Source organism: bacterium (assembly GCA_040755795.1).
GTDB lineage: Bacteria > UBA9089 > CG2-30-40-21 > CG2-30-40-21 > SBAY01 > JBFLXS01.
In genome coordinates this window covers 1-12,969 of sequence record JBFLXS010000080.1, presented here as the reverse complement: position 1 = coordinate 12,969, position 12,969 = coordinate 1, and the positions used below count along the sequence as shown (strand labels likewise).

Genomic DNA, 12,969 nt, shown 5'->3' with positions numbered 1-12,969 from the left:
CTATATAACACCTCCTCCTCTTGATGTCAACTAAGCAGATTACCTCTTTTTTGTCACTTTGGCATGTTTTATCACCCAAAACTCTCCCCAACCCACACCATAACTAAAAACCATTTGCAACACTCTCGAAGGGAAAAGGGGGAAACTGGGAAAGCGGTGGCAAGCCACCGCACTCCAAAAAGAGGTGCTATAAACTATGGTGAATGTTTTAATGGATTCTACAATTATGAGGAGTTCAGACCAGGTCTCCACCTCCCTCGGAGAAGAGGTGGTGATACTTAGTCTTAAGTCAGAGGAGTACTTCGGGCTTAAAGATGTAGGTGCTTATATCTGGAATATTATTCAGGAGCCAAAAACGGTTAAGGATATTCTGGAGGCCATTGTGAATGAGTATGATGTGGAGCCTGAACGCTGTAAGGGTGACCTGCTGGCACTCTTAGAGCAACTGGCAGAAGAAGGAATTATCGAGGTGATGTAATTGCTCAAAATCCTGTGGATTTTGAGCAATTCAATGCAAAATGGGAAATGGGAAATGAAAAATTAAGGAGTTCCTATATCTATCTGATGCAAGCGATTCTTCTCCTCATTTTACATTTTAAAATTTGCATTTTCCATTTTACAATTCTGCTCAAAATTTCCACCGAATTTTGAGCAGGTACGAGGTGATTAATGAAGCAACTGGGTAAGTTTCTAAGTCTCACTGGTGAAAAGCGTTATTTTCTAATTAGCGCCTTGCTTTGCCTCGTCATAATCAAGGTTGAGTTGTGGGTATTTCCCTTTCGGAGACTTTTCAGGCGTTTAGAACGAGCAGCGATAAGGAGAGATTGTGTGGTGCGGAGTAATTCAATGCCTCCGGAGGAGATTGCCTGGGCGATACGGTCTGCAAGTCGATATGTGCCAGGAGCAAGGAATTGCCTGGTGCAGGCGTTTGCCACACAGGCTATGCTAACACGCTACGGCTACCCGGCTCATCTTCGTATCGGTGTTGCCAAAGACCAGGCCGGGCAATTAAAGGCTCATGCCTGGGTGGAATGCAAAGGCAAGATTATCATCGGTGGTGTGGATGTGTCAAAATATACTCCGTTACCGGCTTTGGAGGTTGAACGCTGGTAAGCGTTCCAGTCATTGCAAAAAAAATGTATAGCAGTTATTAGTCAAAAGTTTACAACATAAAATGAAAAATATCGAATATTGAATGTAGAATGTAGAATATTGAATGTAGAAGGAATATTGAAGAAAGGAGGAGGAATGTTGAAAGAAAGTAAAGTATTTGATCTTGAAGAGCGTTTAATAGATTTTGCCGTCCGTATTATTCGTGTAGCGGAATCTTTGCCAAAGACAAAAGTAGGAAATCACATTGCAGGTCAGCTCATTCGTTGTGGCACCTCCCCTGCTCCCAATTATGGTGAAGCTCAAAGCGCAGAATCTCGGGCTGATTTTATCCACAAGATGAAAGTATGCCTTAAAGAATTGCGAGAAACAAGGATATGGTTGCTTATGATTGTAAGGGCAAGTCTTATGAAGTCTCCATCAAAACTTGAGTCCTTGATCGATGAAAATAATGAGTTGATTTCGATCTTTGCAACAAGTATAAAAACAGCCAAACAGAAGAATACCAAAACTTCATAATTCTACATTCAATATTCTAGATTCAATATTCGATACCATTTTAAACTTATGAACGCTTATGGAGGTTGAACGCTGATGAAGGATTTAGCCCAAGTATATAATCTTTACGGACTGCGCGTCTATTCTGAAGTTGGGCTGCATTCGCCTATAGCTCAAAGTGCCCTGCCTCCGTATGATATAGAGGTGCGCTGGGGCAAAGGCAAAACAGGTTCTGATTGTGTATCAGCAGGAGAGATTCTGGCAAAGATAGACCTTGGCAACGGCCGTGGTTATACAGTTACTGATACGGGCACTGGATATATCTATTGCTCTCACCAGATGTGCGAGTTTTGGATTGACTATAACCTGCACTCGGTCTATGTCCATCTCTTTGATGGTGTCTGTTCTGAGATAGCCGGGTTGTTGTTAGAGGGTAATATAATCGCCTCTATCCTCACCTTAGCTGGTGAGTGTGTCTTGCACGCCAGTGCGGTAATGATTGGTAGCTCGGCACTTGCATTTGTTGGTGGTCCAGGAATGGGGAAGTCTACCCTTGCCGCATTACTCTGTGCAAATGGTGGCCGGTTTATCACTGACGACCTATTGCGTCTTCAGGCAAATGGAACGGGCTTTTGCTGCTTTCCAGGAACAGGGCAAATACGGCTGCACAAGGATATTGCTGAATCACTCGCTGAAGGGCTTTCTGCGGTGGTTTCCAGTGAAACGCTGCCTGATGGCCGGATTGGTGTTAAAATAGATGATGATAGCTCTATGCCGCCGCTGGCAGGAATTGTCATTCCCTACCCTTCGCATGATTGCAAAGAGCTAAAACTGGAACGACTTTCTCGCTCCATGACCATACTTTACTTAATGGCTTTCCCAAGGGTACAGTGGTTGCAGGAAAGGAAATATCTTCAGCGTCGGTTGGACTTCTTTGGACGCCTTACGGCAAGTATCCCGATTTTCAAAGCAGAGATTCCCTGGTGTCTACCATTCTCCAGAGAGTTAGCTCATTCACTATTACGGGGTGTGGGGATTACATCTACATTTTAGCCACGAATTAGAAGTAAAAGCGGTAGCAAGCTACCGCACTCCATAGGAGAGAATAGAAAAGGTAAATGAATGGATAATAAGAAGTATAGATTGACAGCAAAATCAAAGGATGCCCTGTTTTACTTTTTCAGGCAACGCCTTAGAATGATAACTATCCTTATCCTATTAGGACTACTCTATGGCTTTACTGAAGCCTTTAGTATAGGGATATTGTTCCCGCTCATTTCACAGATTATATCTCCTGCTGTTAATCTTGCAGACAAAGGGCTGATTATTTCGTTTTTATTCAGGGCGGCTAAGAGTATACCATTTGTCTCTCCGATATTTTCTGCCCTTTTAATCTTTTTTATAGCTATCTTTTTGAAGAATGTTCTGGGTTATTTCAGGGAGGTTCTCTCGCTATTCCTGGGGTTATCAATCCGAGAGCATTGTCAATCTACCCTTTTTCATCGCCTCTTACATGCAGATTATCGTTTCTTTCTGAGCCATAGGTTAGGTGACTTAGAGTATCGTGTTGTTACTGCCCCTGCTCAGATGCATAACCTTGTTTCTATAATTCCTGACCTTATAACCGAGGTCTTTAAATGCCTTCTGATTATCTACCTTTTATTCACAATCTCGGCAAAGGCTACCTTTTTTATTATCATTTTTGGTGGTCTCTTTCTATGGATTACTCGTTACCTTGCCTCAAGGGTCTCTTATTTTACAGGAAAACGCTGTGTGCAGGCATCGAGCGACGCTACGGTATATTGTGGACAGGCACTTGGTGGCATTAAAGTATTGAAGGTTTTTAAGGCTGAAGGATTCTGGGAAGGACTATTTAATAATTCCTCGAAAAGCTTTTACAGCCTTGCCAGGCGAAATACAGTCTTTCTGGCAATACCAGCAAGATTATTGGAAATGAGTGTGTTAGGTATCCTGTGTCTTACAGTAGGGTGGCTTGTAGTTAGATATGGCGATAGCAGTATGGTGGAAATTCTTCCATCCTTAGGTGTTTTTGCCCTTGCTCTACAGAGAGTACTGCCTTCCCTGGGTTCTATTGGACGCAATAGTATGCTCTTTATGTCCTTATTACCCTATGGCGAGGCTACTTATGAAGCAATGAAAGAGAGTTATGTAAGCTCAACATACTCAGGTAAAATGCCTGCACGGTTTGAAGATGAAATCCTTTTTAAAGAGGTATCTTTAAGGTATGATGAAGAAGAAAAGGTGGCATTGGATAGTATTACCCTATCACTGAAAAAGAATCTCCTGATTGCTATCGTAGGCGAGTCAGGCTCTGGTAAGACCAGTATAGTAAATCTACTGCTTAAGGTTTTGGACCCAACCAATGGTGAAATTCTTGTAGATGGGGTTCCGTTAAAGGAAATTAATACTGATGAATGGTATAGTCAAATCGGCTATGTTGGGCAGGAGGTATTCATGTTTAATGGGACTATAAGAGAAAATGTCTTGTTTGGAATAACAGATAAGAGTGATAGGAAGATATACAGGGTTCTGGAAATGGCAAATGCTACAGAGTTTGTTGAAAGGTGTAATAAAGGATTAGATACGGTTATAGGAGACCATGGCATAAAGCTATCCGGTGGAGAGCGCCAGAGGCTTGCTATAGCCCGTGCTCTACTTCGTAAACCTGATATACTTATTTTAGATGAAGCTACCAGTGAAGTAGATAATATTTCGGAAAGACTTATCAAAGATGCCTTAAGAAAACTTCATAAGGACATAACCATAATTAATGTTGCCCACCGCTCCTCAACCATTATGGATGCAGATAAGATTATTGTTTTGAAAGATGGAAAAGTAGTTGAAACTGGTAACTTTGTGGAGCTATTTAAGGATGGTCGATACTTTAAGAAATTGTATGAAACTGTTGGGAATGGAGGATAAGGAAAGATGAAAAAAGAAGTAGAACTGATCGATTACATTAGGGTGGTCTGGAAGAGGAAGGTGTTAATAATCTTAATGACCATCTTCTCTATATTTGCAGTAGTGGTGGCAAATTTACTACTACCCTCTGTATATGAAACCTCTTTAGATTTAGAGGTAGGTAAATGTTGTAGTATAGAGAGAACAATCGGAAGAATATATAGTAAAATAATTGAAGAGCCGGACGCGATAAGTTTCTATATTCAAAATTATCCCTTTTTAGCCAGGGTAGCTAAAAAATTGAACTCGGGTCTTTTGCCATACCAACTAAAGGAAATGGTGAAGACAAGAGTAGAGGAGAGAAAAATCCCTTTACCACCGTTAGAACCGGTATCACAGGTGAATATAACAGTAAAGGGAAAAAGTCCTAAAGAGGTGATGAGGGTTATCAATTGTATTGCCGAAGTTATCATCCAGGAGCATAGGAGAAAATTTGATGAATTGATGAAGCCTAATCAGCAGTATGAGAGGAATCTAAAAAATAATATTGCGGCTATTACCCAGGAAATTCAAGAGATGAAAAAAACTTTAGCTTACTTAAGCAAAAGGCATCCGGTGGATGCACCGGCAGTGATTGTTTTACAATCAGAGCTTGTAAGTCGTGAAAGGGTACTACAAGACCTTAATCGTGAACTTCACACTGTGCAGAGTGCAATAATAATGTCCACCAATACTAAGATAAAAAATCCTTCCATTGAGCCCAAGAGCCCAGTTAAATCAAATATGTTATTGAATGTCATTGTTGCAGCCGTAGTTGGGTTGATGGTAGCATTGGGTTTAGCATTCTTTTTAGAGTACTTGCAGAAAGTAGGTGAAAGAGAACAAGAGAAGGAGTAGTATTAGTCAAAAGTTTCAAAATATCGAATGTAGAATATTGAATATTGAATGTAGAATGTAGAAGTAATACTAAGACTTCATAATTCGAAATTCATTATTCGATCTTCTACATTCATTCGATTGATAAGTGCTATATAAATGGAAAACAGGGAAGGTTGAGGCACTAAAAAATGAAAGAGGTTGCATTAACTAAGTTTAAAACTAAATATATTCCTATCGTTATATCTTACATTTTATTAATATTTGCAGGATATGCATTAAAAGCTTTTCCAGTCATTATTGTTATTGAGAGTATATTATTAATTATCTTCATAGCTTTATTCTTTACTAATATAGAAGCAACTATCCAACTTTTAATTATAACCAGACCTTTATTGGGTTTAACAACATTTGTAATCATATTCCCTTTATCTGGAGTTATACATGGGGGTATAAATCTGGCAGCAGTTTTATCTATATTCATTATATGGGGTGGAGTTATCTATATCTTACTCATACTCAGTGAGTTTAATGTGTTAGAATTACCTATCCTAAAACCTTATATATTATTCTTAATTATTTGCCTCATATCTATTTCTGTTTCTGGTAATTTGTTAAAAGGATTGTCGGAGTGGTTAAAATTTGTTAGTCCTCTCATAATGTATATTCTCATAGTTAGTCTCCTGAAGAGAAAAGAACAGATTATGCGGTTAATTTATGCCATTTTTTTCTCAACATTTATCCCTGTCATGATAGGATTCTATCAATTCTTCACAGGTACAGGAGATACCTCTTCCACCTTTGGGTTTAACCGAATTTTTGCCACTTTTATGAATCCAAATTCATATAGTGTTTATTTAATGATACCCTTGAGTATAGCCTTTACATTTCTACTTCAATCTGGTATTAAAAAGCCTGGATATAGTCTGCTATCCCTGGTATTAGGAGTCTCTATTTTCTTAACCTTTACCAGGACAGCCTGGATAGGGGTTTTATTTATGATATTGACCATAAGCATCTTAAAGTATAGGAGGCTTCTGATAATTATGCCTCTTATATTAGCTTTTCTAATAGTTGTAATTCCTGTGATTCCTCAGCGATTTTCAGATATATTTAATCCTCTTTCATATTGGCGTAATCCATTAGAGACTCGCTTTTGGCTCTGGCAGGGGACATTCAGCTTTTTCTTTGACAAACCATTTTTAGGGTATGGACTGGGAGCTTTTGAATCATTAGCTCTTGAGGCGTTGAATTCACCAAAGTATGCTCATAATGACTACCTGCGATTGCTTTTAGAGACGGGTATTTTAGGTCTTGGGGCATATCTATTGCTACTGTTTACCCTTATAAAAGATACCTTTAAAACATATCAAAGAACTAAGGAGCCTTATTTTCAAGCAATAACTTTAGGGTTTATTTCAGTATTTGTTGCATTTATAATAATGAATATAACTGAAAACTTAATTACAGATGTAACCATACAATGGTATTTTTGGATTTATGCGGCAATGGTACATTCAATTTACCATATTGAGCAAAGAGAAGTAAAAAATCATGAAGATATTATTGGCAGATAATTACTACTACCTTCGTTCTGGTTCAGAGAGGGTATTTTTTAATGAGATGGAAATGCTTAGAGATTATGGACATAAAGTTGCTCCCTTTTCAAGGCATTTTGTAGAAAATGAACCCTCTGAATACTCAAGATTTTTTGCTTCACCTATTGAGTATGAAAATATCCCGGTAGTTAAAAAGATTTTTACAGGTATTGAACTGATTTACTCCTATGAATGCAGAAGTAAATTTTCCGAACTATTAAATTCTTTTAAGCCGGATGTAATTCATGCGCATAATATCTATGGGAGATTAACCACCTCTATAATTGATGCCGCAAAGAAAAGACGGATACCAGTTGTTATGACATTGCATGATTGTAAAATAATATGTCCTTCATATCTGATGTTATTAAACGGTGAAATATGTCAAAGGTGTAAAGGTAAGAAATTCTATCATTGCCTGCTGACAAGGTGTCACAAGGGAAGTTTAGGCGCATCTTTAGTTTATACCGTTGAGTCTTACTTGAATTATTTTCTAAAAAGATATAACTGGATAAAATATTTTATTTGTCCTAGTGAGGCTTTTCTAAGAAAACATACTGAAGCAGGTATCCCTGAGGAAAAACTGGTTCACATACCTAACTTTATAAAGATAGAAGACTTTGAGCCAAACTTCAGCCCTGGAAACTATATCCTTTTTGCAGGTAGAGTTTCAAAAGAGAAAGGTGTTATGACACTACTTGAGGCTGTAAAAGGGCTTGATGTGCCAGTCAGGATAGTTGGTAATGGTCCTATGAAAGCTGAATATGAAACTTATGCCAGAGAGGGTAAAATTGATAATGTGATTTTTGAGGGCTACAAGTCAGATGAGAGTCTCAAGATGCTTTTCAGGAATGCTGGCTTTGTTGTCTTTCCATCCCAATGCTATGAAAATTTGCCAATGACAATACTTGAAGCATTTGCTTATGGTAAACCAGTTATCGCCTCAGCCATCGGTGGAATACCTGAAATGGTGATTGAACAAGAGACAGGTTTGCTCTTTGACCCAGGAAACTGTCAAGAACTAAGAGAAAAAATAGAATATCTTCTTTCTAACTCAACTATGATTAGTCAGATGGGTAAGATGGCAAGAAAAAAGGTAGCAGAAGAATTTAATGCCCAACTCCATTATCAAAAATTGATGAAGGTCTATGAGAGGATATATTCATGAAGATTGCCTATATAGCTCTTAAAGGTATGACTTTTGGTGGCGGAATAGAGAAATGGACAGAAGAGGTTGGCTCAAGGCTCGCTAAGAAAGGACATGAGATCATTGTTTATACAATGAGACATTATGATGAGGCAAAAGACAGATTATATAAGGGGATGAAGATAAAGACGGTGCCAACATTGAGAAGTAAAAGCCTTGAAAAGATAACGGCTACTTTTATAGCCACTCTAAAGTGCTGTTTGGAAAAAGACATTGACATTGTTCATTTTCATGCTTTTGGCCCTGCAATGTTTTGCTTCATTCCTCGAATACATGGCAGAAAGGTTGTAGTTCAGGAACATGGTTTAGAGTGGAAAAGAGCGAAATGGGGAATTGTGGGTAGATTGTTTTTGAGAGTAACAGAGATTCCATCTGTAATATTTCCCAATGTTGTAGTAGTAGTTTCTGAAGTTCAAAAGAGATATCTGATGGAAAGATATGGTAGAGAAAGCATCTATATCCCGGAAGGTGTTAATCTTCCACAGATAGAGAAACCGGATTTGATAAAACAATATGGGCTTTATGGTAATGATTATATTCTTTTTGTGGCAAGACCTGTCAGGGAAAAGGGTGCTCATTATTTAATAGAGGCTTATAAGCGGCTCAGGCCTAATTTGAAGCTGGTAATTGCAGGTGATGCACGATATGAAGAGGCATATAAATCCAGGCTTTATAAAATGGCACAAGGAAATAAGAATATTATCTTTACAGGTTTTGTTAGAGGTAAAATGCTTCATGAACTACTTTCCAACTGTTACCTATTTGTTCATCCTTCAGAGATAGAAGGTTTAGCTATTATTCTTCTTGAAGCAATGAGTTATGGGAACTGTTGTCTGGTAAGCAATATACCGGAAAACCTTGAAGCACTGAATAATTTTGGCTATACCTTCAGGAATAAAGATGTAAGTGATCTGGCTGAAAAATTGGCATTTTTAATAAATAATAGACAGGCGGTAGAATCAGTAAAAGAAAGGGCAAAAAACCATGTTATAGAGAATTATTCCTGGGATAAGATATCCTCAGACTTTGAATCATTATATAAAGAGGTTATTGGTAATCGGTGAAGAATTGATTGTTACTGATTACCGATTACCTGGCTTCAGTTTGAAAGGGTTAAAAAATGATAAAATATTTATTAATTTTCTTTAGTTCATTAATTATCTCCCTACTATTAACTCCATTGTTTCTAAGGTTAGCATTAAACCTGAAGGTAGTTGATTACCCTGGGGAGCGGAAAATTCATGAGGTGCCAATCCCTTACTTTGGAGGAATAGTGATTTATTTAGCTTTTATAATTGGAATGGGATTTGCATTGTGGAATAACCCTTCTTTGATAAAAGAGTTTAAGTCACAGTTATTGGGTTTATGGGTAGGAGGAACATTCATATTTCTATTAGGAATGGTTGATGATATAAAGCAAGTTCCTGCCCTTTTGAAACTAATCTTTCAGATTTTGGCAGCTTTGATATTATTCAACTATGGATTTAAGATATCTACAATAACAAATCCTTTTGGCAATCCAATAAATTTAGGAATACTTAGTCTACCTATAACCATCCTCTGGGTAGTAGCCTTAACAAACGCCATAAATCTGATTGATGGCCTGGATGGTTTAGCCGCTGGGGTAGTGAGTATAGCTTCCTTAACACTTTTTTTGATTGCTGTAGGTCAGCAAAATTTAGTGATTAGTTTTATGTGTATTGCCCTAACAGGAAGTACCTTAGGCTTCCTGAAGTACAACTTCCATCCGGCTAAGATATTTATGGGAGATGCTGGTAGTATGTTATTAGGATTTATCCTCTCATCCATAGCCATAATATTAGAAGGTACAAAGATAAGTGTTACTATGACCTTGTTGATACCTATTATAGCCTTAGGAGTCCCAATCTTTGACACCATCTTAGTTTTCATCCACAGGATTATAAAAGAAAAAATTTTCTTTAAACCCGGTCAAGAACATCTGCACTATAGATTATTAAAAATAGGATTGACCCATCGTCAGGTTATCTTATTGATATACTTTATATGTGTCTACTTAGGTATGACAGCGTATATTCTTACAGTAATTCCAAAGGAGTATACCCTTTTAATCTTAGTCATCTTAGGAATGGGTCTGTTCTTAGGAATGAAGACACTAGGATTTATTGAGAAAAGAATAAGAGATAGAGATCTGTGAGTTAAAATGAGTGTAGAAGACTTTGAAGATAGGAGATAAAAAGATGAATAATAGAAGGTATTATGATTATGCAGTTATTATTACTCTACTATTCCTTATCCTTTCTCTCCCTCTATACTTTGATCCCAAGCTGGAGAATCCATTTGACCTTGGTAAAGCAACCTTGATGCGAGTGCTAATCTTGATTATGATAAGTATTTGGTTGATGAAGGCTCTCTTGATTGGACATAGGTTTATAAGAACTCCACTTGATTTACCGATTACTGCTTATCTTTTAGTGAGTACCCTGGCTACCATATTCTCAGTTAGCCCTTTATTATCCTTTATAGGTTTCTATAGAAGGTATGAAGGCTTATCCACATTGATGATTTATATCATCCTATTCTATGTGACGGTGAACTTTATAAATAACCGTAAGCTTCTTAAACTGACCCTCAATACAGCTATATTAGCCGGGGTATTAACCTCTATCTATGGAATCCTTCAGTACTATAAAGTTGACCCATTCAGATTTGAGTTGTTCGAAGGATTCAGGGTACATTCTACCACTGGTAATCCAGCATACTTATCCGCTTATCTTATTATGGTACTCCCATCAGCCTTATCCATGTATTTATTTGAAGAAAAAAAAGACTCACATCCATCAAAGAAAAAGAGAGATAAAAGAACCAAAGAAAAGGAATCCCTTCCATACCTTTCTATAGTTAGACCATGGTGGTATCTTATAAGCTTTGTTTTAATTTATATCTGCTTATTTTTCACTTTTACAAGAGCTGGTATTTTAGGATTCATGGGCTCAATGCTCCTATTTGGAATGTTATCCTGGAGGGCAAAGATTATAAAAAATAAGAGAAGATTATGGATATTCTTGGGCATCCTCATTCTGATGAGTGCATGGCTGTGTGTGGGCCCGGGAAAGGTAGTAATTCAAAGATTTACCTCAGAGATGGTAAAGGAAGTAAAGACTCAACCAGAGGAAAAACTACAACTAAAGGAAGAAAAAGATTCTATAAAGAAGGAAGTTCAACTAAAAGAGAAACCTTTGTTTAAAAAGATTCCTGAAGAGGAGATGGTTTTACCTCCTGAACCAAAGGAGGATACTACTAAAATAGAGTTTGCTGGTTCGGCTGGTTCTCGTATTCGTACCTGGAAGATTGTCCTAAAAATGATTGCCGATTATCCGCTGTTGGGTGTGGGACCTGAATCAATGGCCCTGGTATATCCACTCTATGCCAGTTTTGGTTTCGATAGGGCACACAATGATATATTGGACACTGCTGTTACAAAAGGTATCATAGGGCTAATTACCTACCTCTGGTTATTAGTTAGTTTTGCTATATTTGCCTATAGGTGCTATAAAAAAGAGCTAAATAAAGGGTTGAGCATTGGGATTGGAGCTGGCTGGATAGCTTATCTTATTCAGAATCAGTTTAGCTTTGGTATGAACTTAACATCCTCCTTATTCTGGATAATGATGGGTATGATGATGGGAGTAGGAAACCCTCAAAGTAGCCAGAGAGAAAAAGTAATGAAATCTAAAAACAGAATCATTATATGGCTCATTGGAGTGCCAATCTTTATTATTATCCTTATCTTGTTCAGGTATCCCATATCAGCCTATAAGGCTAATATATATTATAAAGAAGGAGTAGGGTTTTTAGACCGGAAGAATTATGCGCAAGCGAGTTTAAAGTATGAGAAGGCAATAGAACTTAACCCCTATGAGGAATGGTATTATAAAGGGCTTATAGATATCTATCTCAAAAGGGCAACGGGTGGGGAAAAGGGGTATGCTACGAAAGGAATGGCTTTAGCAGAGAAGGCAAATCGGCTATTTCCTAATGACTTAATCTTATATAACCTACTTGGTGCAGCATATCAGTTGAATGGAAGATATGATCAGGCAATATCTGCGTATAAAAAGGCAATAAATCGTAGTCCATACTCCTCCGAAGATGCTTATAGTAATTTAGCTAAGCTTTATTTTAGGCAACATCGGTATGATGAAGCGATTAAAACCCTTAAAACAGGATTAAAATTCTCCCCTTATTCTAAGAAGTATCTATCTTCCCTTGGATATATGTACACTAAGATGGGGAACTTTAAAGAAGCAATTCGTACCTACTCTAAAACTCTTGATCCTTCATACCCTAAGTCGTATAAATCTTTGGGATATGCCTTTTATGAAGCAGGAGAGATAGATAAGGCAATCTCCTGTCTTAAGACTGCTGCCAGGTTACTTCCAGAAGATATAGGTCTTCATACAGATTTAGGCTCGATTTATTATCAGGCAAAAGACCTCAAAAAGGCAAAAGCACAGTTTGAGTATGTATTGAAAAACCTAAATCCAAATGGTGAGTATGCCAAAAGGATGTTACAAACAATAGAGAGTAAGCGTTCAGATGGTGTAACAAAAGGAGATGTGGAGATTAAGGAGATAGGGAGATATTATTAAAAAAATTGAAATTAGTAGAAACTGATAAAAATTTATGGAAACTTGTTGTTTTCCGCAATCAATTTCTACATATTTCTATAAATTTCAATCTATTTCTATTATTTCATCTCCATATCTCCCTTATCTC

At 37.6% G+C, this 12,969-nt stretch carries 11 protein-coding genes; all 11 read left to right on the top strand.

Annotated elements, in window-relative coordinates; genetic code table 11:
* Positions 1 to 211: 211 nt before the first annotated feature.
* The 11 genes from AB1414_07405 to AB1414_07355 all read left to right on the top strand — a co-directional run bounded on the left by AB1414_07405 (position 212) and on the right by AB1414_07355 (position 12,842).
* Positions 212 to 478: a PqqD family protein gene (locus AB1414_07405; GenBank protein ID MEW6607268.1), complete on the top strand. Its 267-nt coding sequence runs from the start codon at positions 212 to 214 to the stop codon at positions 476 to 478.
* Positions 479 to 669: 191 nt separating this feature from the next.
* Positions 670 to 1,113, top strand: coding sequence for a lasso peptide biosynthesis B2 protein (locus AB1414_07400; GenBank protein ID MEW6607267.1), 444 nt, complete (start codon positions 670 to 672; stop codon positions 1,111 to 1,113).
* A gap of 135 nt (positions 1,114 to 1,248) precedes the next feature.
* Complete coding sequence (locus tag AB1414_07395; protein ID MEW6607266.1) at positions 1,249 to 1,629, top strand: four helix bundle protein; 381 nt, start codon at positions 1,249 to 1,251, stop codon at positions 1,627 to 1,629.
* A gap of 183 nt (positions 1,630 to 1,812) precedes the next feature.
* On the top strand, positions 1,813 to 2,661 hold the full coding sequence (locus AB1414_07390; protein ID MEW6607265.1) for a hypothetical protein: 849 nt from the start codon (positions 1,813 to 1,815) through the stop codon (positions 2,659 to 2,661).
* A gap of 69 nt (positions 2,662 to 2,730) precedes the next feature.
* The gene (locus AB1414_07385; protein MEW6607264.1) at positions 2,731 to 4,551 is read left to right on the top strand and encodes an ABC transporter ATP-binding protein; all 1,821 of its coding nucleotides are present in this window, start codon (positions 2,731 to 2,733) and stop codon (positions 4,549 to 4,551) included.
* A gap of 6 nt (positions 4,552 to 4,557) precedes the next feature.
* Positions 4,558 to 5,427 carry a Wzz/FepE/Etk N-terminal domain-containing protein gene (locus tag AB1414_07380; protein ID MEW6607263.1) on the top strand — a complete coding sequence of 290 codons (870 nt, stop codon included), beginning with the start codon at positions 4,558 to 4,560 and terminating at the stop codon, positions 5,425 to 5,427.
* Positions 5,428 to 5,597: 170 nt separating this feature from the next.
* Positions 5,598 to 6,983, top strand: coding sequence for an O-antigen ligase family protein (locus tag AB1414_07375; protein ID MEW6607262.1), 1,386 nt, complete (start codon positions 5,598 to 5,600; stop codon positions 6,981 to 6,983).
* The gene (locus AB1414_07370) at positions 6,961 to 8,172 is read left to right on the top strand and encodes a glycosyltransferase family 4 protein (GenBank protein ID MEW6607261.1); all 1,212 of its coding nucleotides are present in this window, start codon (positions 6,961 to 6,963) and stop codon (positions 8,170 to 8,172) included. The genes AB1414_07375 and AB1414_07370 overlap by 23 nt, the downstream gene beginning before the upstream one ends.
* Positions 8,169 to 9,275: a glycosyltransferase family 4 protein gene (locus AB1414_07365; GenBank protein ID MEW6607260.1), complete on the top strand. Its 1,107-nt coding sequence runs from the start codon at positions 8,169 to 8,171 to the stop codon at positions 9,273 to 9,275. Before AB1414_07370 ends, AB1414_07365 begins: the two co-directional genes overlap by 4 nt.
* 56 nt (positions 9,276 to 9,331) lie before the next feature.
* On the top strand, positions 9,332 to 10,387 hold the full coding sequence (locus AB1414_07360; protein MEW6607259.1) for an MraY family glycosyltransferase: 1,056 nt from the start codon (positions 9,332 to 9,334) through the stop codon (positions 10,385 to 10,387).
* Positions 10,388 to 10,430: 43 nt separating this feature from the next.
* Positions 10,431 to 12,842, top strand: coding sequence for a tetratricopeptide repeat protein (locus tag AB1414_07355; protein MEW6607258.1), 2,412 nt, complete (start codon positions 10,431 to 10,433; stop codon positions 12,840 to 12,842).
* Positions 12,843 to 12,969: the final 127 nt, after the last annotated feature.